18 protein-coding genes are annotated in these 21,176 nt (G+C 67.1%); 12 read left to right on the top strand and 6 right to left on the bottom strand.

Annotated features, from left to right (window positions below):
- Nucleotides 1–63: 63 nt before the first annotated feature.
- The 4 genes from ahcY (at nucleotide 64) to KVP10_RS11695 (ending at nucleotide 3,921) form a co-directional block, all read left to right on the top strand.
- Nucleotides 64–1,482: an adenosylhomocysteinase gene (gene ahcY, locus KVP10_RS11680; protein ID WP_217964766.1), complete on the top strand. Its 1,419-nt coding sequence runs from the start codon at nucleotides 64–66 to the stop codon at nucleotides 1,480–1,482.
- A gap of 190 nt (nucleotides 1,483–1,672) precedes the next feature.
- Nucleotides 1,673–2,011: a phage holin family protein gene (locus KVP10_RS11685; protein ID WP_217964767.1), complete on the top strand. Its 339-nt coding sequence runs from the start codon at nucleotides 1,673–1,675 to the stop codon at nucleotides 2,009–2,011.
- Entirely contained in the window at nucleotides 2,008–2,862 is an 855-nt protein-coding gene (gene metF, locus KVP10_RS11690) for a methylenetetrahydrofolate reductase [NAD(P)H] (RefSeq protein ID WP_217964768.1), read from the top strand. The genes KVP10_RS11685 and metF overlap by 4 nt, the downstream gene beginning before the upstream one ends.
- 42 nt (nucleotides 2,863–2,904) lie before the next feature.
- Nucleotides 2,905–3,921, top strand: coding sequence for an alpha/beta fold hydrolase (locus KVP10_RS11695; RefSeq protein ID WP_217964769.1), 1,017 nt, complete (start codon nucleotides 2,905–2,907; stop codon nucleotides 3,919–3,921).
- 147 nt (nucleotides 3,922–4,068) lie between these two features.
- Here KVP10_RS11695 and KVP10_RS11700 read toward each other — a convergent pair whose 3' ends face one another.
- Nucleotides 4,069–4,701 carry a 5-formyltetrahydrofolate cyclo-ligase gene (locus KVP10_RS11700; protein ID WP_217964770.1) on the bottom strand — a complete coding sequence of 211 codons (633 nt, stop codon included), beginning with the start codon at nucleotides 4,699–4,701 and terminating at the stop codon, nucleotides 4,069–4,071.
- Nucleotides 4,702–4,728: 27 nt separating this feature from the next.
- On the opposite strand from KVP10_RS11700, the gene KVP10_RS11705 reads away from it, so the two are divergent.
- Complete coding sequence (locus tag KVP10_RS11705; RefSeq protein ID WP_217964771.1) at nucleotides 4,729–6,834, top strand: lytic transglycosylase domain-containing protein; 2,106 nt, start codon at nucleotides 4,729–4,731, stop codon at nucleotides 6,832–6,834.
- 65 nt (nucleotides 6,835–6,899) lie between these two features.
- Complete coding sequence (locus KVP10_RS11710; protein WP_281421973.1) at nucleotides 6,900–8,075, top strand: tRNA nucleotidyltransferase/poly(A) polymerase-related protein; 1,176 nt, start codon at nucleotides 6,900–6,902, stop codon at nucleotides 8,073–8,075.
- 169 nt (nucleotides 8,076–8,244) lie between these two features.
- On the opposite strand, the gene KVP10_RS11715 is transcribed toward KVP10_RS11710, so the two are convergent.
- The 3 genes from KVP10_RS11715 to KVP10_RS11725 all read right to left on the bottom strand — a co-directional run bounded on the left by KVP10_RS11715 (nucleotide 8,245) and on the right by KVP10_RS11725 (nucleotide 11,582).
- Entirely contained in the window at nucleotides 8,245–9,540 is a 1,296-nt protein-coding gene (locus KVP10_RS11715; RefSeq protein ID WP_217964772.1) for a class I SAM-dependent methyltransferase, read from the bottom strand.
- Nucleotides 9,530–9,718: a hypothetical protein gene (locus KVP10_RS11720; RefSeq protein ID WP_217964773.1), complete on the bottom strand. Its 189-nt coding sequence runs from the start codon at nucleotides 9,716–9,718 to the stop codon at nucleotides 9,530–9,532. Before KVP10_RS11720 ends, KVP10_RS11715 begins: the two co-directional genes overlap by 11 nt.
- A gap of 121 nt (nucleotides 9,719–9,839) precedes the next feature.
- On the bottom strand, nucleotides 9,840–11,582 hold the full coding sequence (locus KVP10_RS11725; RefSeq protein ID WP_217964774.1) for a DEAD/DEAH box helicase: 1,743 nt from the start codon (nucleotides 11,580–11,582) through the stop codon (nucleotides 9,840–9,842).
- A 522-nt stretch (nucleotides 11,583–12,104) separates the two neighbouring features.
- Here KVP10_RS11725 and KVP10_RS11730 point away from each other — a divergent pair.
- Nucleotides 12,105–13,082, top strand: coding sequence for a Bug family tripartite tricarboxylate transporter substrate binding protein (locus KVP10_RS11730; RefSeq protein WP_217964775.1), 978 nt, complete (start codon nucleotides 12,105–12,107; stop codon nucleotides 13,080–13,082).
- A gap of 85 nt (nucleotides 13,083–13,167) precedes the next feature.
- Nucleotides 13,168–14,085, top strand: coding sequence for a LysR family transcriptional regulator (locus KVP10_RS11735; RefSeq protein WP_217964776.1), 918 nt, complete (start codon nucleotides 13,168–13,170; stop codon nucleotides 14,083–14,085).
- Nucleotides 14,086–14,236: 151 nt separating this feature from the next.
- Here the strand turns inward: KVP10_RS11735 and KVP10_RS11740 are convergent, their stop codons facing one another.
- Nucleotides 14,237–15,913: an FAD-dependent oxidoreductase gene (locus KVP10_RS11740; protein ID WP_217964777.1), complete on the bottom strand. Its 1,677-nt coding sequence runs from the start codon at nucleotides 15,911–15,913 to the stop codon at nucleotides 14,237–14,239.
- A gap of 146 nt (nucleotides 15,914–16,059) precedes the next feature.
- The gene (locus KVP10_RS11745; RefSeq protein WP_217964778.1) at nucleotides 16,060–16,815 is read right to left on the bottom strand and encodes an IclR family transcriptional regulator; all 756 of its coding nucleotides are present in this window, start codon (nucleotides 16,813–16,815) and stop codon (nucleotides 16,060–16,062) included.
- A gap of 311 nt (nucleotides 16,816–17,126) precedes the next feature.
- On the opposite strand from KVP10_RS11745, the gene KVP10_RS11750 reads away from it, so the two are divergent.
- The 4 genes from KVP10_RS11750 (at nucleotide 17,127) to KVP10_RS11765 (ending at nucleotide 21,162) form a co-directional block, all read left to right on the top strand.
- A complete protein-coding gene (locus tag KVP10_RS11750) occupies nucleotides 17,127–18,122 on the top strand; it encodes a 2Fe-2S iron-sulfur cluster-binding protein (protein ID WP_217964779.1) in 996 nt (331 codons plus the stop codon).
- A 176-nt stretch (nucleotides 18,123–18,298) separates the two neighbouring features.
- Complete coding sequence (locus KVP10_RS11755) at nucleotides 18,299–19,672, top strand: aromatic ring-hydroxylating oxygenase subunit alpha (RefSeq protein WP_246600592.1); 1,374 nt, start codon at nucleotides 18,299–18,301, stop codon at nucleotides 19,670–19,672.
- 4 nt (nucleotides 19,673–19,676) lie between these two features.
- Nucleotides 19,677–20,501, top strand: coding sequence for an SDR family NAD(P)-dependent oxidoreductase (locus KVP10_RS11760; protein ID WP_217964780.1), 825 nt, complete (start codon nucleotides 19,677–19,679; stop codon nucleotides 20,499–20,501).
- Between the two features lie 79 nt (nucleotides 20,502–20,580).
- A complete protein-coding gene (locus tag KVP10_RS11765) occupies nucleotides 20,581–21,162 on the top strand; it encodes a 3-phenylpropionate/cinnamic acid dioxygenase subunit beta (RefSeq protein WP_217964781.1) in 582 nt (193 codons plus the stop codon).
- The last annotated feature ends 14 nt before the right edge of the window (nucleotides 21,163–21,176 follow it).

Here is a 21,176-nt window from a genome sequence, read left to right on the forward strand (position 1 = left end):
GGCGGAGCGGTGAGCCGCCACGCGTTCCCGTCCTCCGGCGCGCAGGGTTTACTGGAAATCACCATGAACACTGTCGCTGAAACTGCACTCTCCGATTACGTCGTCGCCGACATCGGCCTGGCCGGCTGGGGCCGCCGCGAAATCGCCATTGCCGAAACCGAAATGCCGGGCCTGATGGCCACGCGCGAAGAATACGCCGCCAGCCAGCCCCTGAAGGGCGCGCGCATCGCCGGCAGCCTGCACATGACCATCCAGACGGCCGTGCTGATCGAGACCCTGATCGCGCTGGGCGCCGAGGTACGCTGGGCTTCGTGCAATATCTTCTCGACCCAGGATCACGCGGCCGCGGCCATCGCCGCCGGCGGCACGCCCGTGTTCGCCGTCAAGGGGGAAAGCCTCGAAGACTACTGGCAATACACGCACCGCATCTTCGAATGGCCCGCCGGCCGGCACGCCAACATGATCCTGGACGACGGGGGCGACGCGACCCTGTTGCTGCACATGGGCGCCCGCGCCGAAGCCAACCCCAAGCTGCTGGACAAGCCCGGCAGCGAAGAAGAGCGCGTGCTGTTCGCCGCCATCCGCCAGCGCCTGGCCGCCGATCCCAAGTGGTATTCCACGCGCCTGGCGCAGATCAAGGGCGTTACCGAGGAAACCACCACCGGCGTGCACCGTCTCTACCAGATGTCGCGCAAGGGCGAGCTGGCCTTCCCCGCCATCAACGTCAACGACTCGGTCACCAAGTCCAAGTTCGACAATCTGTACGGCTGCCGCGAATCGCTGGTCGACGGCATCAAGCGCGCCACCGACGTCATGGTGGCGGGCAAGATCGCCGTGGTTTGCGGCTTTGGCGACGTGGGCAAGGGCTGCGCCCAGGCCCTGGCGGCGCTGCGCGCCCAGGTGTGGGTCACCGAGATCGACCCCATCTGCGCCCTGCAGGCTTCCATGGAAGGCTATCGCGTCGTCACGATGGAAGAGGCGGCGGCCCAGGCCGACATCTTCGTGACTGCCACGGGCAACTATCACGTCATCGGCCGCCGGCACATGGAACGCATGAAAGACCAGGCGATCGTCTGCAATATCGGGCACTTCGACAATGAAATCGACGTGGCCTCGATCGAAGACCTGAAGTGGGAAGAAATCAAGCCGCAGGTCGATCATGTGATCTTCCCGGATGGCAAGCGCATCATCCTGCTGGCCAAGGGTCGCCTGGTGAACCTTGGCTGCGCCACCGGCCACCCCTCGTTCGTGATGTCGGCCTCGTTCACCAACCAGACCATTGCCCAGATCGAGCTGTACACGCGCGGCGAGGCATACGAGTCGGGCAAGGTGTATGTGCTGCCCAAGCATCTGGACGAGAAGGTGGCGCGCCTGCACCTGAAGAAGCTGGGGGTCAACCTGACCGAGCTCAGCAGCGAGCAGGCCGAGTATATTAATGTGCCCGTGACCGGCCCCTACAAGCCCGATCACTACCGTTATTGATGCCTGACGCCGGCTGCGGCGCCCGTCACGCGACGGGGCTGCGAGCCGCTACGGCAACGCACCGAACCCGGCGGTGCCAGCATGGTCTCTTCCGAGGTCTTGCGGGCACAGCGGTGGCAAACCCGGCGCGCGCTTCCTGGCGTCGCGCCCAACGCACGGCGGCATGTCCGCCATCACGAGGAGTATGGATATGGAAATCATCCTGGTCTGGATCCTGAATGCGGTGGCGCTGCTGATCGTGGCCTACATCCTGCCCGGCATCAATGTGGCGTCCTTCGGCTCGGCGCTGATCGCCGCGCTGGTGCTGGGCCTGCTCAATACCCTGGTCAAGCCGGTGCTGATACTGCTGACGCTGCCCATTACCGTCGTCACGCTAGGCCTGTTCCTGCTGGTGCTCAATGCGCTGGTCTTCTGGTTCGCCGGTTCCATCCTCAAGGGCTTCCAGGTGGGCGGCTTCTGGTGGGCGCTGCTGGGCGCGGTCGTGTACAGCCTGGTCTCGGGCCTGTTTTCGAGGTTGATTTATCGATGAATCCGGCACAGTCGGTAAGCCTGGAATTTTTTCCTCCCCGCGACATCGCGGCCCAGGAAAAACTGGTGCGCTCGGCCAAGCAGTTGCTGGCGCTGCATCCCAGCTATGTCAGCGTGACCTTCGGCGCGGGCGGCTCGACCCGCTCGGGCACCGCGGATACCGTGCGCATGATGCAGAACCTGGGCTGCGACGCAGCCCCGCACCTGTCCTGCATAGGCTCGACCCGCGCGGTGCTGGCCGAGATCCTCGATGCCTACAAGGCATCTGGCGTGCGCCGCATCGTGGCCCTGCGCGGCGACATGCCCTCGGGCATGGGCGGCGATGCCGGCGAGCTGCGCTATGCCGGCGACCTGGTGAGCTTCATCCGCGAGCACAGCGGCGACTGGTTCCACATCGAAGTGGCGGCCTATCCCGAAATGCACCCGCAGGCCCAGTCGGCCGCCGAAGACCTGGAACACTTCGCCGCCAAGGTGCGGGCCGGGGCCGACGGCGCGATCACGCAGTACTTCTTCAATGTCGACGCCTATTTCGACTTCGTCGCACGGGCCCAGGCCAAGGGTGTGACGGCGCCCATCGTGCCGGGCGTGATGCCCATCACCAACCATACGCAGTTGCTGCGCTTTTCCACCATGTGCGGCGCCGAGATCCCGCGCTGGATCCGCCTGCGCCTGGCCGATTTCGGCGATGACCGGGCATCCATCCGGGCCTTCGGCGTGGACGTCGGCGTGCAGATGTGCCAGCGCCTGCTGGACGAGGGCGCGCCGGGGCTGCATTTCTACACCCTGAACAATGCCGAAGTCACGCTGGAGATCAATCGGCAGTTGCGCCTGCAGCCTGCGGTCGCCGCCTGATTCCGGCCGGCCGCTGCGGCAGGGATTCCGGAGCCCATGCCCATGCCTGGCAACAACAATATCGTCCTGAAGCGCATACGCGGGTTTCATGTCGGGGGGCGGCGCCGCGTCGTCACCGGCTTCGATACGCGGCCCAGGTCGCGCGTGCCGGGCGATGCCCCGGTCGCCGTCGACATGAACGGCGACCACATGATAGGGCAGCTCTACGCCACCGAATACCGGCAGGCCGATGCCCGCTTCGCTTTGCCCGTGCTGTTGTGGCACGGCGGCGGCCTGTCCGGGGCTTGCTGGGAAGATACGCCCGACGGCGGCGCGGGCTGGCTGGATTATTTCCTGCGCGGCGGTTTCGACGTGGTGGTCTCCGATGCGTTCGAACGGGGCCGGGCCTCCTTCCCGCCCTATCCGCAATTCCTGCCGCAGCCGCCCGAGCATCGGTCCCTGGGGGCCGTCTGGCATCATTTCCGCTTCGGCCCTGAAGGCAGCTATCCCGATCCGCTTACGCCCGAGTCGCTGCGGGCGCACGCATACGCGGGGCAGCAATTCCCGGTAGAGCATCTCGAGCAGTTCGGCAGGCAGTTCGTTGCGCGCTGGGCGGGCACTGACGACTTCGCGCTGCAGGCCTATGCGGAATTGCTGAAGAAGGCCGGCCCTTGCGTGGTGATAGGCCACAGCCAGGGCGGCTCGTACGCGCTCGAGTGCGCCAGGCGCCATCCCGATCTGGTGCGCGCCGTGGTCGCGGTGGAGCCTGCCGCGGCGCCCGCGGATGAGCTTGCCTTGGACGGGGCGCGCATGGCCCCGCACCTGTTCATATGGGGCGACCGCATCGACGACAATCCGACGTGGGTGCGCTATCGCGCTGCGGCCGAGCGCTACGCGCAGCGTTTGCGGGATACGGGATTGCGGGCCGACGGGCTGCGCTTGCCCGAGCAGGGTGTGCGGGGCAACAGCCACATGCTGATCATGGACCGCAACAACCAAGCCATCGCGGCGATGGTCGCGGCGTGGTTGCGGGAAGTCCTGCCGTCCAGCGCCGCGGGTGCGGCACCGCTTTCGGAGTGAAGGGCGCTGGGCGGCATCGAGCCCAGTGCACGGCATTGATCCCAGTGCGTTTTCGGCGCGGGTGTTTACGGCTGTCGAAACGCTGCGTCCAACAAGAGCCGGGGGCGAGCGCCGCGGAAATTCAGCGAATATTCGCGCCCGACTGGCCTACTGGAGCACCGGGGCCGGCACGGGCCAGCCCTTGTCGGTGATTATCGCGTCCAGCCGCACGTCGTGCGCGGCCGGCGCGTAGGGCTGGCTCGACAGGTCGCCGCAAGCCCATGCCACGCCTATGCTGGTGCAAGCGTGGCCCGCGGCCTTCAGTGCCGCCAGCGTGCGGTCGTAGTAGCCTTTGCCGTAGCCGACGCGGTCGCCCTGGCGGGTATAGCCCAGCGTGGGCACCAGGATCAAATCGGGCGCGGGCGCGAGTTCCGATTGCGGTTCGAGTATGCCGTACGCGCCTTCCTGCATGGGCGTGTCGGGCGTCCAGGCGCGGAATTCCAGAGGCGCGTCGCGGCGGGCCACCACCGGCAGCGACAGCGTCAGTTCTTCGTCCGCCGCCCATTGTCCCAGCAAGGGTTGCAGTTCGGGTTCTTCCGCCAGCGACCAGAAGGCCGCGATATGCCGCGGCGCCGGCCGGCCGGCCTCGCGCAGGCGCGCGCGCGTGGTCGCCAGCCAGGTATAGAGGCGGCCGCGTATCAGCAGGCCGCCGCGCTCGCGCGCTTCGGGGTCCATGGCTGCGCGGAGTTGTTTAAGTCGCGTCCGTAAAGCGACTGCGGTATCCTGTTGGCTGTTGTCCATGTAGCGAGATGATCGGGGTTCGACCAGATGTTATCCAGGCAATCGCAAAGGTACCAGAAAACCCTGAACCTTTCCCAGGCTGCCTTGCGCAAGCTGACGCGCAAAAGCTGGTGGCTCGTCGTGTCCGTAGGCCTGGCCGGCTGTGCCGGCGCCAAGCTGCCCGCCAATACCGCTGCGGCGGCGACGGTGCAGGCCGAGACCGCCGCCGATCCGGCGCCCGCGGCCGATCTCCCCTACACGCCGTTGCAGTTGCAGCCCGCGCCCGGTGTGCAACAGGCCGTGCTCGATGCGCGCGTGGCCATGCAGGGACGCCAATGGGACCAGCTTGCCACGCTCATGCCGGCGGCCCAGGGCGATAAGCTGGTCGGCGACTATCCCACCTACTGGTACCTGCGCCAGCAATTGAAGGACCCCAACGCCGCCATGCCGGTTGCGGCGATCGACCAGTTCCTGGCCAACAGCCACGACCCCTACCTGGTCGACCAGCTCAAGGCCAACTGGATCGTGGCCGCCGCGCGCAAGGGCGACTATGCCATGGTCGAGCGCATCGGGCCGGTCAAGACCGGGGGCGCCCAGGTCGAGTGCGCGCGCCTGCAGGCCAAGGCGGTCGGCGGCAAGCCGGTGTCGGCCAGCGAGGCACTGGGGGTGTTCGCGTCCGGGCGCGAGTGCTGGTCGCTGCTGAATCTGCTGGTGGCTTCGAATGTCCTGGGCTGGCCGCAGCTCGAGCCCATGCTGCGCGACGCGCTCGAGATCAACCGCACGGGCGATGCCCAGAGGCTGGCCGACCAGTTGTTCCAGCCCGCCGAAATGGCGTCCTATCACGCCTTGATGAAGAATCCCCGGCATTGGCTCGCCAGGCAGTCCGAGCCCCGTTCGCGGGCCCAGACGGAACTGGTCATGCTGGCCCTCGGGCGGCTGGCGCGTTCCAGCGATCGCGATGCCGCCGCGGCCTATATCGAGCAGCATTGGGCGCACGCCTTGCCGGCCTCGGACCTGCAGTGGGTATGGGGCCAATTCGGGCTGATGGCGGCGCTGGACGTGGACAGCTCGGCTTTGCGCTGGTATCGGCGTTCGGGCGATGCCCGCATGACCGATAACAACCACGCCTGGGAGGTGCGCACCGAGCTGCGGCAGGCGCGCATCGACTGGGGCCGCGTGCGCAAGGCCATAGACAAGATGTCCGCCAGCCAGCGCGCCGAGCCGGTCTGGACATATTGGTACGGGCGCGCGCTGGCCGCCCAGGGCGACCGCGCCGGCGCCGCGGCGCGCTACCAGTCGATCGCCGCGGTGCTGGATTTCTACGGCCAGTTGGCCAACGAAGAATTGGGCCGCCCGATCGCCATCCCGCCTGCGCCGCCGCCGGTCACCGCCGCCGAACTGGCGCAGGCGCGCGCCGACGTGGGCCTGCGCAGGGGCGTGCGGCTGTTCCGCCTGGGCTGGCGTCCCGAAGCCGTGGCCGAATGGAATTTCACCCTGCGCGGCATGAGCGATCGCCAGTTGCTGGCCGCCGCCGAACTGGCCCGGCACGAACAGATCTTCGACCGCGTGATCAACACGTCGCTCAAGACCACGCACGAAATCGACTTCCAGCAGCGCTTCATCGCGCCGTTCGAAGGCCGTGTAGCGGCCAAGGCGCGCCAGATCAATCTCGATCCAGCCTGGGTCTATGGCCTGATACGCCAGGAATCGCGCTTCATCACCGATGCGCGTTCCGCGGTGGGCGCCTCGGGGCTGATGCAATTGATGCCCTCCACTGCGCGCTGGGTGGCGCACAAGATCGGCATGGACAATTTCTCGCCCGCAGTGGTCAATGATTTCGACACCAACACCATACTCGGCACCAACTATCTGAGCATGGTGCTGCAGAAGCTGGACGGTTCGCAATTGCTGGCCACGGCCGGCTACAACGCCGGGCCGCGGCGTCCGGTGCAGTGGCGCGCCAGTTTGCCGGGGCCGGTCGAGGGCGCGATCTTCGCCGAGACCATTCCCTTCACCGAGACGCGCCTGTACGTCAAGCACGTCATGTCCAACGCCACCTACTATGCCACCATGTTCAGCGGCCATCCGCAGTCGCTCAAGGCGCGCCTCGGCGTCGTTTCGCCCGAGCCCAACGCCAAGGTCGGCATGCCGTAGATGCAGGTGAGCTTGAACGCGTTGCCTGGCCGTCCGGATATTCCACGCCGCGGGAGAGCCATAGCATGAGCGAGTCTTTACACGGGAAGAATGCCGTGGCGCAAGAGGGCGGCCGCGCGGCCGTGCCCGCGCAGGCGGCGGCCGACCGTCATACGGCCGGCCTGGATGTCTATATCGTGGGAGGCGCGGTGCGCGACGCCTTGCTCGGCCTGCCGGCGGGCGATCGCGACTGGGTGGTGGTCGGCTCCACGCCCGAGGAAATGGCGACGCGCGGCTTTATTCCGGTCGGCGGCGATTTCCCGGTGTTCCTGCATCCCGACAGCAAAGAGGAATACGCGCTGGCGCGCACCGAACGCAAATCGGGACGCGGCTACAAGGGTTTCGTGTTCCATGCCGGCCGGGACGTCACGCTTGGCGAGGATCTGCGGCGGCGCGACCTGACGGTCAATGCCATCGCCCGCGCCGCCGATGGCCGGCTGGTCGATCCGCTGGACGGCCAGGCCGATCTGCGCGCCAGGGTGTTGCGGCATGTGGGCGATGCCTTCGTCGAGGACCCGGTGCGCTTGCTGCGCCTGGCGCGTTTCGCGGCGCGTTTCGACGATTTCACGGTAGCGCCCGAAACCATGGAACTGGCGCGCAGGCTGGTGCGCGACGGCGAGGTCGATGCCCTGGTGCCCGAACGGGTCTGGAAGGAAATGGCCAAGGGGCTCGCGACGCAGCATCCTTCGCGCATGTTCGAAGTGCTCGAAGCCGCCACGGCCCTGCAACGGGTGCTGCCCGGGCTGGTCTTCGACGCAGAAGTGGCGCGCGGCGTCGACATCGCGGCGCGCGTCGGCCTGCCGGTGGCTGCGCGCTTCGCACTGCTGCTGCGCTGCTCGGCGCAGCCCGCCGAACTGGCGCGCCACGTCAAGGCGCCGGCGCATTGCGTGGATTGCGCGCGCCTGCTGCCCGTGGTGCTCGCCGCCGACGGCGGCGCGGCACGGGCCCGCGGCCCGCAGGACTGGCTCGCGCTGATGGAACGATGCGATGCACTGCGCAAGCCGCAGCGTTTCATCGATCTGCTGGAGGCCGCCGCTTGTGTCGAGCTGGTCGACGTCGCGGCCTGGCGCGCCCGCCTGGATGCCGTGCAGGCGGTCGATGCGGGCAGCATAGCCAAGTCCAGCGGCCCGGATGCACGGCAGATCCAGGCCGCGGTGCGGGCGGCGCGGCTGGCCGCGCTGGCCGATGCGGATACGGCCTGAGCTGAAAAATACTCTAACTGGAAAAATGCCAGGAGCAAGCCTGGCGCAAAGGCTTGCCGAGTTGTCGCATGCCTGCCGGGTTTGCTCGGCGCCGGCCAGGCGCGGCGCTACGAAGACTGTAAACCTCTGAACTCGTCCTGACCGAAAATTCTCCAGGCCGGGGAAAGCCCTAGAGCCGGTGGCGGCGGTCGCCCGTGGCGAAGCCCGTCAATGGGTGTTCCAGGCCGCGCCCTACGGCCAGTACCTTGAACAGTTCGCCCATTTCCGTTTCCGAGACTAGCCGCTGCACCGGCGCCAGCGCGCCGGCGCGGCTCGCGGCGTCCAGGCCTTCCAGGCCTTCCAGGCCTTCCAGGCCGGCCAGCGCCCGCGGCAGCCCGGCATTGAGCAGGAAGCGCGATTGCGAGGTATAGCCCAGCACCTCCAGCCCGCCGTCCAGCGCCGCGTCGGCCATGGCGGTGAAATCCACATGCGCGGTGATGTCCTGCAGGCCCGCCAGGATAAGCGGCTCGGCGTGCGCGTGGTGGCGGAAATGACACATCAGCGTGCCGCCGGCGCGTTGCGGATGGTAGTACTCGTGCTGGGGAAATCCGTAGTCGATGAGGAGCGCCGCGCCGCGCCGCAGCCATTGCCCCATCTGCCTGACCCAGGCTTCGGCCTGCAGATTGATTTCGGATCGATAGCCGGGCAGGGGCGGCATGCGCTGCGCCACGATGTCGCGCAGTTCGGCCCGGGCCGGCCGTTCCAGGTAGACGAAGGGAGCGTCCGGTTCGTCGCTTGCGGCGGGGCCGACGCGGGCCGCCCGGCCGGCGCAGGCGAGCGACTGTTCGCGCGTCATGGTGTCGGTGTGGCCGGCCAGCGCGCTGACGCCCACCCCGATTTCATGCAGCTCGCCTTCGGCGTCCCAGCGGAACAAGGTGACCGGCATGGCGTCCAGCACCTCGTTGGCCAGTACGCAGCCTTCGAAGTTTTCGGGCAGTTCCTGCAGCCAGCTTACGCGCTTGCCGTAGCGGGCCAGCCTTTGTTCCTGGCGCTGGCGCAGTTCGGCGGAGATTTCGAGTATCTGGTATTGGACCGGCAGGCCTAGTTCGTCCAGGGCCTCGATGACCGAGGCGGCCAGGGCGCCGCTGCCGGCGCCGAATTCCAGGATGCGGTTCGATCCGCAGTCGCGCAGGATCTCGGCCGCCTGCATGGCCAGCGTGCGGCCGAATAGCGGCGTGAGCTCGGGGGCCGTGGCGAAGTCGCCCGTGGGCTTGTCGGAGCCGAATTTGGTGTTCCCGGCCGCGTAATAGCCCAGCCCCGGTTCGTAGAGCGCGAGCCGCATCCATTCGTCGAAAGGCAGGAAGCCCAGCGGTGCCTGTTCGATGTGCTGCAGCAGGGACTGCTGCACTGCCTGGTGGTGGCGCAAGGAATCGGCGTCCGGGACGGGCAGGCCGGAGGGAACCGTGGGTTGGATTTCAGTCTTCATCGGCGGCACGAGGGGCGTCCGGGGTGCGGCGCAGTACGTATAGCGCGTGGCACATGGCGATCAGGAAGGAAAGCAGCAGCGCCACGCAGACGGCCACGATGAAGTTGCCCAGGGCGATCCATAGCGGGATGGAAAGCAGGGCGGCGAGCAGCAGCGGCTTGCGGGCGAGAAGTTTCATGGGTGCTCGGGTGGGGCGGCCGCGGCGCGAAGGCGATGTCCGGCTGCGGCCCATGAAAGGAAAAGGGCCGCGCAGCGGCGCGGCCCTTCGATTTTATCGCGTCGCCGCGCCTGGCCGTGGCTCAGGCGTGGCTGCGGCGCGCCGCCGGCTTGTAGCCGGGCTTCTTGCCGAAAGCGGGGCGCGGGCCGGCGGGCTTGCGCGCGGGGCGGCCTGCGGCATCGGCCCGGTGCGCCCGGTCGGGAGCGGGACGGGCAGGGCGATCGCCGAAAGCGGGGCGGGCGTCACGGTCGCGGGCATAGCCTTCGCCGTGCCGTTCGCGGAAATCCGGCCGGGCGCCGCGGCCTTCGGCATGCCTGGGCGCGTCGCGCCAGGGGCGGTCCTCGCGTTCAGTGCGGGCGGCTGCCGGATAGGCTGCGCGTTCCGGCCGGCCCGAGCCGTTCCGGGGGTTTGCGTCCCGAGCGCCGCGGCCTGCGGCATGCCAGGGATTGTCTTCGCGCGGGCCGCGGCTGGCGCCTTGCCAGGGATTCGCTTCGCGTTCGTAGCGGCCGGCCGGCCGTGCGTCGGCCTGGCGGTCGGGACGGAAGCCGGGCGTGCGTTCGCCGTCCGGGCGCCGGGGCTTGTCGTAGCCGCGCGCCGGGCGCGAGTCACGGTCGCCATATCCGCCGCGGCCGGCGAATTTCTTGCCGGAACCCTTGCGGTCGCTATAGGTGGGGCGCGGCGCGGGCTGTTTCGGTTCCAGCCCGGGAATTACCTGCGGCGGGATGGCCTGGCCGATGAAATGCTCGATGCGGCGTATTTTGTGGCGCTCGGAATGCGTGGCCAGGGTATAGGCCAGGCCGCTGCGGCCGGCGCGGCCGGTGCGGCCGATGCGGTGCACATAGTCTTCGGCCTGCATGGGCAGGTCGAAATTGACGGCGTGGCTGATGCCTTGCACGTCGATGCCGCGGGCGGCCACGTCGGTGGCCACCAGGATGCGCAGCCGGCCTTTCTGCAGCATGCCCAGCGTGCGGGTGCGCTGGCGCTGGTTCATGTCGCCGTGCAGCGCGGCGGCGGCAAAGCCCTGTTCGGCCAGGCGGTCGGCCAGGTCGTCGGCGCCGCGCTTGGTCGAGGTGAAGACGATGGCTTGTTCCATGCTGGCGTCGCGCAGCAAGTGGTCGAGCAGGCGCATCTTGTGGCTGCCGTCGTCTGCGTACAGCAGACTCTGGGTGATGCTGTCGTGGCGCTGCTTGGGACCGGAAATCTCGATGCGTTGCGGCTCGTTCATCATCTGCGCGGCCAGGCGGGCGACCGTGCCGTCCAGGGTGGCCGAGAACAGCAGCGTCTGGCGTTCCTGGGGCAGGCGTTCGATGATGCTTTCGATGTCTTCGATGAAGCCCATGTCCAGCATGCGGTCGGCTTCGTCCAGGACCAGCGTGTGCACCGTGGAAAGATTCACGCGGCGGGCCTGCAGGTGGTCGATGAGGCGGCCGGGCGTGGCCACCAATACGTCGACGCGGCGCGACAGCGCCTTGAGCTGCGCGCCGTAGGGCATGCCGCCGACCACGGTGGCGATGCGCAGGTCCTTGAGTTGGGAGCCATACTGGCGCGTGGCTTCGCTGACCTGCATGGCCAGTTCGCGCGTGGGCGCCAGCACCAGCACTTGCACGCCCGAGCCCTTGTTGGCGGGGCGCAGGGAAATGCGGTGCAGGGCCGGCAGCATGAAGGCGGCGGTCTTGCCGCTGCCGGTCTGCGACGAGACCATGAGATCGTGCCCGGCCAGGGCCTTGGGTATGGCGGCGGCCTGCACCGAGGTGGGTTCGTCGAACCCGGCTTTGGATAGAGCGGACAAAAGTCCGGGCGCGAGGCCCAAGGCTTCGAAAGACATGCGTATTCCTTTGCCGCTGGCGCGGCGCATGGCCGGACGTCGGGAATATGTGCCGGCGCCGGTTGATTAGAGGAGCATCGTGCCGACCTAATCAACCTGGCATGCTGCGGTTGCGCACTGGGCGCAAATGGCGGCGAAAGGCTTGGGGGTCAGGGAGCGATGGCGTTCGACATGGGTGCTGACGAGTCAGTCAACTGCTGAGACACAGCCCGTGGCTGTAAAAAAATGTCGACGCGATGATGTTGCAGTGCGCAAATTATAGGCGGAAACAGGGACGAAAGGGAAGCGCGGCGTGCATATCGGCCTTATTTATCGTATTTGGACATGGCGGGCCGTTGCAGGGAAGAGACGCCAAGAGCCGGCTGCTGGCCGCAAGAGGGGCGGTTTCACGCTATCGATACGCCCTGGCCGATAGAATCATTTATTGTCCGCTAGGTGGAATCGATTATCAATTTAACACGTTAACGAGTTATACTTTCTGCACCCTTTATCTTCATTCCAGACAGATCCGGAGACAAGACCATGAACAGATTAAAACGTTACGCAGGCGCGTGTGCGCTGGCGCTGGGCGCCCTGGCTGGCGGGCAGGCGGCGGCCGCCTATCCGGACCGGCCGGTCACGGTGATAGTGGGCTTTGCGCCCGGCGGCACCAACGATATTCTCGGGCGCCTCATGGCTGCCGAGCTGGCCAAGCGCCTGGGCGGCTCGTTCGTGGTCGAAAACAAGCCCGGCGCCAACTCCATGATTTCCGCCAATTACGTCAAGCACGCCAAGCCGGACGGCTACACGCTGCTGGTGATCTCCAGCGGCGGCCTGACCGTCAACCCGGCGGTGTATGCGCCCAACCGCATCACCTACGATCCCGTCAAGGACTTCACGCCGATCGCTTTGCTGGCCAAGTTCCCCCTGGTCGTGACTACCGGCGCCAAGCTCAAGGACGTCAAGACCATCCCCGAGCTGATCTCGCTGGCCAAGAAGAGCCCGGTGCCGCTGACGCACGGCGTGGCGACCTCGACCTTCCAGCTTGCCGCGGAAGTGCTGGGCACGGCGGCCGACGTCAAGTTCACCGAGATCCCCTACAAGGGTTCGGGCCCGGTCGTCGCCGCGCTGCTCGGCGGCCAGGTGGACTTCGCCATCCTGGATAGCGCCGCGGTGATGCCCTCGGTGCGCGCCGGCCGCCTGAATGCGCTGGCGGTGACTTCCGCCAAGCGTTCCGACGCGCTGCCGGGCATCCCGACCGTGGACGAGTCCGGCCTGCCGGGCTTCGAGGTGCCGATCTGGACCGGCCTGGTGGCGCCGGCCGGCACGCCCAAGGACGTGGTGCAGACCCTGGACCATGCGCTGGCGCAGATCCTGGCCGAGCCCGACGTGAAGCAGAAGTTCAAGCAGCTCGGCATGGATGTGGGCGAAGCCGACAGCCAGGTGCTGGAAACCAAGATACAGGACGATATCAAGCGCTGGACCGCGGCCGCCAAGAAGGCCGGCATGCATTACGAATAAGGTGGCCAGGCCTGCGCGCGGCGCCGGCTCCGGCGCCACGCCGCCCGAACCTCGCGCGGACGCAACGCCCCGGCGCCCCGATGCCGTGCCGGCTCCCGCCGGCCGGCCGACCCTGCGCCAGTTGCAGGTGTTCGTGCACGCATACCGGCTCGGCAGCCTGACGCAGGCGGCCCGGGCCGTGCATGTCACGCAATCGGCCGCCAGCGTCGCTTTGCAGCACCTGGAAGAATCCCTCGGCATCCTGCTGTTCGACCGCGACGGCCGCGCCTTGAGCCCCACGCCCCAGGCGCGCGAAGTCTTCGAGATGGCGCAGCGGGTGCTCCATGGCATGGACCACCTGGTGCACAATGCGCGCGGCCTGGCCGCGCGGCACCAGGGCACGCTGCGCTTTGCCGTCACCGCGGCGATCGCGGCGACGATCGCGCCCATGGTGCTGAAGCGGTTCCGCGGCCTGTACCCCGGTATCCGACCCATCATGCACGACGTGGGGCCCGAGCAATTGGTGGCGCCGGTGCTGGAGCGCCAGGTGGAATTCAGCATCGGCACGCCCGACGCCGGAACCTCGGCAGTGCAACTGACCCCATTGCTGCGCGATCGCCTGGCGGTGATCTGCCCCGCGGACAATCCCCTGGCGGCGCGCGAGCGCCTGACATGGCGCGACCTGGACGGCGTGCCCATCATCACGGTGCGGCCGGCCAACGGGATCCGCTCGGTAGTGGACAAGGCCATGGCGCAGGCCGGGCTGGCCCTGGAGCCGAGTTGGGAAGTGTCTTATCTGGCGACGGCGCTGGCCTTGACGGCGCGCGGCCTGGGGGTGTCGGTGCTGCCGCGCTATCTGATCGCGGCGGCGCCGTATCCGGAGCTGCGCACCCGGGTCCTGCACGAACCCGAGGTGCTGCGCACCCTGTATTTGATTTCTTCGAAGGAATACAGCCTGTCGCCGGCGGCGCAGGCGCTGGTCGACATGTTCACCGAGACGCTGCACTCGGCGGCGGCGCCCTAGAGCAAGTTCGGCGCAAATGATTTACCGCCTTCTCGCAGTGCCCGCCACATGCAGTGCTCGAAGACTGTAAACATCTAGCCTGAAAATGCCCTAAGCACGGCGCCTCGGGCCGGCTGACGGCGCGCACAGGCTCGCCGCCGCGGATTGGCTTTTATCGAACGTTATCGGGTTGCGGTGCCGGCCGCGCGCCGCGTAGCGTGTCCACGAGCGCGTCCAGGTCGCGAGGCCACGCATCGCCGCGCCAGGCGATGTGCTGGTCGCTGCGCAGCAGGACCATCTTGTGGCGATATTGCCGCTGGCGCGGGTCGGCGCCGTCCGCGTCGACGATCTGCAAGGGGATGCCCCGCGCTGCGGCGGCGTGTTGCAGCGGCGCGGCGTCGCACGCCGGGTCCAGGCGCAGCAGCGTATAGCCGTCGCCGAGCCGGTCGAAGACCGGCGTGCCGTCGGCCAGCACGAAGTACGGCGCGCGGCAGCCCGGCGCCGTGGATGCGGTGTAGCTGCCCATGGAGTAGGCCGGCGCGGCCTCGCCGTCATAGGCGATCAGGGGCGAATGGTCGTAGAAGTAGCCGAAATTCAGGCCGGCGCAGCAGTATTGCTGCACGTTCAGTTCGTAGGCTTCGCGCCCCAGCTGGGCGCGCAGCGCGTCGCCTTCGGGACCGGGCTGCTCGATGTCCTGCGGCACGGCCTTGCGCTGGCGCGCCATGGCGATCGCATGGTTCATGGCAAAGTACGACACTTGTTCCGTGATGGGCTGGCGCTCGGCCGCGTAGGCGTCGAGGATGCCGGGCTCGCCCCAGCCCTGCAGGCGCGCGGCCAGGCTCCAGGCCAGGTTGGAGGCATCGGCGATGCCGGCGTTCATGCCGTAGCCGGCGTACGGCACCCACAAATGGGCCGAGTCGCCGCACAGGAATACGCGCCGGTCGCGGAAGCGGTCGGCCACCAGCCTGCGGCCGTACCAGTCTTCCTTGCTGACGATCTCGTAGCGGAAGTCGGGGCCGACTCCCAGGATGGTGCGTATGCAGGCATCGCGGTCCACCGATTCGAAATCGGCTTCGTCCTCGCGCAAGTAGTTGTGCACCAGCCAGAGTTCGCGGCCGTCTATCGCATAGACGTTGCCGCTGCGCCGCGGATTCAGCGAGAACGTGGCCCAGGCCGGCTGCTGGCGCTGCAGGCCCAGCAGATCGGGTGCGCGCAGGAAGGTCGACTGCACGCGCTGCACTACGGCGTCGCCCTCGAGCTTCGCGCCTATCTGCTTGCGCACCAGCGACCTGCCGCCGTCGCAGCCCATAAGGTATTCGCAGCGCACGGATATTTCTTCGCCGCTGTCGATGTCGCGCACTTGGGCGCGCACGCCCTGCTCGTCCTGGCTGAAGCCGGTCAGTTCCTTGCGGTTCAGGATCGTGATCCCGGGCTGCGCCTCGGCATGCAGGAACAGGATGGGTTCGAGATAGATCTGATTGATGCGATGCGGCGGCTCGGCCGTGGGCCATCCGGTGTCCGGGCCTTGCGTGGTGGTGTAGCGGTCGCGCCGGCAGGGGATGGGAATGCGCGTCAGTTCCAGGCCGGTGGTGGTGGTGCGATAGGAAATGTCGTGCGGATAGTCTTCGGGCAGGCCCGCGGCGCGCACCTTTGCCGCCACGCCCAGGCGGCGGAAGATTTCCATGGAGCGCGCCGAGACGTGATTGCATTTCACGTTGGGCGGTTCGAGCCGCCGGCGCGGCTCGACGATGAGCACGGGTATGCCGCGCGCGGCCAGTTCCATGGCCAGGACCAGCCCCACTGGGCCGGCGCCGGCAATCAGTACGCGTGTTTCGATATCTGCAGCCATTTTTCCTCCAGGCAAGCCGCGTCCCGGGCCGCGCGCATCGCGTCGCCATGGACGACAGGCGGCGGGCGCAGGGGACGCTCGATGCCCTTATTGCATCATCATCCGGCCTGGGAATAAATCGGATTTAATTCATCGACCCATCGTTTTTATCGATGGCCCAGCGCCTGCGACAGCTTGCGGCTCTCGGTGTTGAGCAGGGCGGCGATTTCCGCTACCCGCTTGTCGTCCATGCGCACGCTGGGGCCGAACACCGCCAGCGAGCCCGCTATGCGGTCGCCGGTGTCGAAGATGGGTACGGCCACGGCGACCGCGCCCGTGATGAGCTCGTCCTTGCTGGTGGCGTAGCCGCGCTTGCGGGTGACCTGCAGTTCCTGGGCGTAGGCCTGCGCATCGAAGGGCGTGCCTTCCAGGTATTCGCGCAACTGTTCGGGCGCCAGGTCGGTGTAGGCCAGGATCACGCGGCCGCTGGCGCCCAGCACCATTTTCTCGCGATAGCCCACACCGCGCCGGAAGCTCAGCGGATTCTGGCTGGGCAGCTCGGCGGCGCACATGCGGTACATGCCCTGGGGGATGAACAGGGCGGCCGTCTCGCCGCTTTCCTCCCAGACCCGGCGCAGATAGGGCTGGGCCAGGGCGCTGATGTCCAGGTGCGACGTCCATACGTGGGACAGGTGCGCCACGGACGGCCCGAGCCGGAACTTCTGGGGGTCTCCGGACGAAGTCACGAAGCCTTTCTGTTCCAGCGTGTACAGCAGCCGGTACAGGGTCGGCCGGCTCAGGTCGACGCGCTTGATGAGGTCGGAGACGCTCAGCTCGAAGTCCGCCGGCGTGAAAGCCATGAGGATGTCCAGGGCCCGGTCTACCGCGCGCACCCCATCGGATGATTTCTCGGAGTTTGCCATGTCTGTTCTGTTTGCCGAGCCGGTCGCGAGCACCGCTCGAGTGTCTTGTGTCATGAAAAAGCCGCAGCGCGGGCGCGGTCAGCGCACATTATAGATAGAGGCGAGCGGGAGTCATGCCGGGGTTGCCTCGCCATGGCCGCAGGCCCGCCGGCGAATAAATATTGACACTGTCTATTTTATCCGTACAATGATAATTAATTCCATGCAATGGACAATACGCCAGGCGAGGCAAGGCGGATGGCATGGCCGGGCGGCAATGCGCCGCATCGAATGCCGGCCTGGCGCATAGGCAAGACATACCGGAGACTTCCATGAGTTCGACAGTACCGGTCACGCTGCTGTTTTCCGACGGCGTGGCACACCGGCTGGAAATACCCTGTGGCCAGAAGATCGTCGAGGCGGCCAGCGAGGCGGGGCTCGGCCTGCTGGTCGACTGTTCCAACGGCCAGTGCGGCACCTGTACCGCCCAGTTGCTGTCGGGCAAGGTCGAAATGGACGACTACGATACGGCGATCCTGCCCGACGAAGACCGCGCCGCCGGCGCGGTGCTGCCCTGTGTATGCCGCCCCGCCACGTCTTGCGTGGTGGAGTTTCCCTACGAATCGTCCGAGGCCCTGGCCGAAGAGGCGCCCCCCATAGAAGGCATGGTCACGGCAGTCAGCCAGGTGGCCAGCGAAACCATGCTGCTCGAGGTCTCGATCCCCGAAGGCATCCTGTTCGAGCCCGGCCAGTATGTGCGCATCCAGCCAGCGGGCACCGACATCCTGCGCTCGTATTCCATGGCCAACGCGCCGGGCAGCAATCGGCTCGAGTTCTTCGTGCGCCTGGTGCCCGACGGCGCGTTTTCCGGCTGGCTCGCTCATGCGCAGGCCGGCGACAAAGTGCAACTTAGCGTTCCCCATGGCACGTTCTTCCTGCGCGACGAAGACCGGCCGCGCCTCTTCGTGGCCGGCGGCACGGGCGTCGCGCCGTTCCTGTCCATGCTGCGCGGCATGGACGAGGCGGCCCGGGCCTTGCCGACCACCTTCCTGATCGGCGCGCGCACCCCGGGCCATTTGTTTGCGCTGGGCGAATTGCAGGCCTTGCGCCAGGCGCTGCCGCACGTGGACGTCAAGCTGGCCGTCGAACAGGACGCCGCCGCCGATTGCCACCAGGGCTATGCCACCGACCTGATCGCCGGCCTGGGCCTGGACCCCGCGACCCGCGTGTATCTGTGCGGGCCGCCGCCCATGGTCGAGGCCGGCCGCAAGGCCGCCGAGGCCGCCGGGCTGCCGCGCCAGGACGTGCTTTGCGAGCGCTTCAATTGACGCGCCTGCCGGGCCCGCCGGGCCCGGCAGGCCGCCGGCCGTCGATGCCGCCGCTACATTTGCCGCGGCCGGATCGATAGGCGCAGCCGGCGGCACGGGCCGGGCGACAGATGCCGCCGGCATCGAGCCCCTGGCCGAATTCTTTCCGCTTTCGAATTACTCCAACGGAGATCCCCATGATTCCGAGTACCCAAGAATCCCGCTACGACGCGATGGTCAACCTGCACGAGGGCGAGATCAGCCGCGCCATATTTTCCGATGCGGAAATCTTCCAGGAAGAACTGGAAAAGGTCTACACCCGCGCGTGGCTGTTCGTCGGCCATGAAAGCCAGGTTCCCAATCCCGGCGATTTCTTCACCTCGCGCATGGGCGCAGAATCGGTGATCCTGGCGCGCGACAAGAAGCGCAAGGTCCATGTGCTGCTGAATTCCTGCCGCCATCGCGGCATGAAGGTCTGCCAGTACGACCACGGCAATACGCAGTTGTTCACCTGCCCGTACCATAGCTGGAGCTACACCACCGACGGCAAATTGTTCGGGGTGCCGCAGTACAAGAACTTGTACGAAGGCTGCCTGGACAAGGAAGCGTGGTCGCTGATAGAAGTGCCCAAGATGGCGATCTACAAGGGCACGGTCTGGGCATCCTGGGACAAGGACGCGCCGGATTTCCTGACCTACCTGGGCGACGCCCGCATCCACCTCGACCTGGCGCTGGACTGCCGCGACGGGCGCGAGGGCGGCTCTGAAGTATTGTTCGGCGTGCACAAGTGGGTGATCCCGTGCAACTGGAAGTTCGCCGCCGAAAATTTCCTGGGCGACACCTACCACAACGTGAGCCACCGTTCCGTCGACCTGATCGGCATAGGCCCCAGCGCCGAGGCGGGCGTCAAGGGCCGGCGCGACAACGAGCTGGAAAAAGCCCGGCATCTCTGGGTGAACTTCCCGGCCGGGCACGGCGTGCACAGCGCCATCATGCCCGAGAGTTGGGAATTCCTCGACACCTACCGCAACAACCCGATAGTGGCCGAATATTTCCGCCACTGCCACGAAGAACGCAAGCTGCGCCTGGGCGCCGACAAGTACCGCCTAGTGCCCTTCGTCGGCACCATCTACCCGAACACTTCCTACCACGGCAACCAGCCGCGTAGCCTGTGCGTGTGGCATCCGCACGGCCCAGAAGCCACCGAGGCCTGGCGCTTCTTCCTGGTCGATGCGGACGCCCCGCAAGAGGTCAAGGATTTCCTGCGCGTCTACTACATGCGCTATTCGGGTCCGGCCGGCATGACGGAACAGGACGACATGGAAAACTGGAACTACGCCACTGCCGGTAGCCGCGGCGTGATCGCCAAGCGCTATCCCTACAATTACGCGCAATCGCTGGGCAAGGTCGCCAACCCTGGCGATGCTCCTGTTCCGGGCCACGTCAGCCTGCAGGTCAGCGAAGAAAACCCGCGCCAGTTCTATCGCCGCTGGCGCGACTACATGAACGGCGCCGACTGGGATACCTTGCTGGGCGGCAAGGACCAGGGGCCGGCGAGCCTGGCTGCGTAATGCCATGAGCGTAATCATCGTTACCGGCGGCACCTACGGACTGGGCCAGTCCATCACGGTCGAGCTGGCCCGCCGCGGCCACCAGGTCGTGGCCTTCGGCCTGAGCCAGGCGCAGATATCGAGCACGGCGCGGGGCTTCGAGAGCCTGCGGGCCGAACTGGAGGGCGCAGGCTGCGAGGCCGACGTGCTCGAGGCGGATGTGTCCAATGCCGAGGACGTGCGGCGCGTGGTCGAGCACGCCATTGCGCGCCACGGCCGCATCGACGGCCTCGTCAACAACGCCGCCGTCGGCCCGCTCGGAACCGTGCTCACCACCGACGAGCCGACCTTCGATCGCATCGTCGGCGTGAACCTCAAGGGCACCTACCTGATGTCGCGCGCGGTCATTCCGCATATGGCGCGCACGGGCGGCGGCTCCATCGTCAACATCGGTTCCGGCGCCGGCTGGGGCAAGCCGAACATGGCGATCTACAGCGCGAGCAAGGGCGCGATCGTCGCGCTTAGCGCGGCCATGGCGTATGACCACTTCCACGACCACGTCCGCGTCAATGTCGCGATTCCCGGCGGGGGCGGCATTGTCTCGGGCATGAGCGTGGGCCGCATGGGCGGCGACGTAGACGCGTTCAAGAGCAGGCCGGCCCCGGGCACCGCCACCGGCCGTCCCATGGACGGGCGCGATCTCGCCAATGCGGTGGCGTTCCTGCTGTCGGACGAGGCGGCGGCGATTTCCGGCACCGTGATCGATGTCGGCTGCTTCGCCCACCAGGGCGGCCCTGTCCCGGGCAGGCCCGTCTCGGGCGGTGCTATCCCAGCCGCCGCACCACGCTGAACGGGCGGCCCATGCAATCGAATAGACCCCGGGCATGGAATCCCATGAATACGGGCATGTGATCGAAAAAGGAGTAATCATGTCTGAATTGCTAGAACCGGCGCTCGAGCGGGCCACCCGCTTGCCGCGCGACGCAATGTACTACGAGGTCAAGCGCGAGATCGAGGAATTCCTCTACGACGAGGCGAACCTGCTCGACGACCGGCATTTCAATGAATGGCTGGACACGCTTGCCGAAGACCTCGAGTACTTCATGCCCATGGAATACAACGTCAAGGCGGGCGAGCACGCGCAGCGCGAGCTCACCACCCGCGACAAGCAGATGAGCTGGTTCAACGAAGGCAAATGGACGCTGGCCAAGCGCGTCGAGCAGATCCTGACCGGCGTGCACTGGGCCGAAGAGCCGCTGTCGCGCGTCAGCCGCATGGTGAGCAATGTGCAGCTCACCGCCATGGAAACGAATGCGGACGGTGAACTCGAAGTCGATGTGTCGAGCCGCTTCCTGAACTATCAGAACCGCTGCGAATACGAGCAGTACTTCTTCGTGGGCGACCGCAAGGACCGCATGCGCAGGACCGCCGAAGGCTGGAAGCTGGCGCGGCGCGAGATCCGCATCCACCAGAACGTGCTGCTGGCCAAAAACCTCACCATTTTCTTCTGACGGAGGGCTGTGCC

The sequence above is a fragment of the Candidimonas humi genome (assembly GCF_019166065.1).
GTDB classification, from domain to species: domain Bacteria; phylum Pseudomonadota; class Gammaproteobacteria; order Burkholderiales; family Burkholderiaceae_B; genus Candidimonas; species Candidimonas humi.

Coding starts and splice junctions, on each gene's coding strand:
- KVP10_RS11695 (WP_217964769.1), top strand. CDS start 2,905: ATGCCTGGCAACAACAATATCGTCCTGAAGCGCATACGCGGGTTTCAT.
- KVP10_RS11745 (WP_217964778.1), bottom strand. CDS start 16,815: ATGGCAAACTCCGAGAAATCATCCGATGGGGTGCGCGCGGTAGACCGG.
- ahcY (WP_217964766.1), top strand. CDS start 64: ATGAACACTGTCGCTGAAACTGCACTCTCCGATTACGTCGTCGCCGAC.
- KVP10_RS11760 (WP_217964780.1), top strand. CDS start 19,677: ATGAGCGTAATCATCGTTACCGGCGGCACCTACGGACTGGGCCAGTCC.
- KVP10_RS11720 (WP_217964773.1), bottom strand. CDS start 9,718: ATGAAACTTCTCGCCCGCAAGCCGCTGCTGCTCGCCGCCCTGCTTTCC.
- KVP10_RS11725 (WP_217964774.1), bottom strand. CDS start 11,582: ATGTCTTTCGAAGCCTTGGGCCTCGCGCCCGGACTTTTGTCCGCTCTA.
- metF (WP_217964768.1), top strand. CDS start 2,008: ATGAATCCGGCACAGTCGGTAAGCCTGGAATTTTTTCCTCCCCGCGAC.
- KVP10_RS11710 (WP_281421973.1), top strand. CDS start 6,900: ATGAGCGAGTCTTTACACGGGAAGAATGCCGTGGCGCAAGAGGGCGGC.
- KVP10_RS11755 (WP_246600592.1), top strand. CDS start 18,299: ATGATTCCGAGTACCCAAGAATCCCGCTACGACGCGATGGTCAACCTG.
- KVP10_RS11730 (WP_217964775.1), top strand. CDS start 12,105: ATGAACAGATTAAAACGTTACGCAGGCGCGTGTGCGCTGGCGCTGGGC.
- KVP10_RS11700 (WP_217964770.1), bottom strand. CDS start 4,701: ATGGACAACAGCCAACAGGATACCGCAGTCGCTTTACGGACGCGACTT.
- KVP10_RS11765 (WP_217964781.1), top strand. CDS start 20,581: ATGTCTGAATTGCTAGAACCGGCGCTCGAGCGGGCCACCCGCTTGCCG.
- KVP10_RS11685 (WP_217964767.1), top strand. CDS start 1,673: ATGGAAATCATCCTGGTCTGGATCCTGAATGCGGTGGCGCTGCTGATC.
- KVP10_RS11715 (WP_217964772.1), bottom strand. CDS start 9,540: ATGAAGACTGAAATCCAACCCACGGTTCCCTCCGGCCTGCCCGTCCCG.
- KVP10_RS11750 (WP_217964779.1), top strand. CDS start 17,127: ATGAGTTCGACAGTACCGGTCACGCTGCTGTTTTCCGACGGCGTGGCA.
- KVP10_RS11740 (WP_217964777.1), bottom strand. CDS start 15,913: ATGGCTGCAGATATCGAAACACGCGTACTGATTGCCGGCGCCGGCCCA.
- KVP10_RS11705 (WP_217964771.1), top strand. CDS start 4,729: ATGTTATCCAGGCAATCGCAAAGGTACCAGAAAACCCTGAACCTTTCC.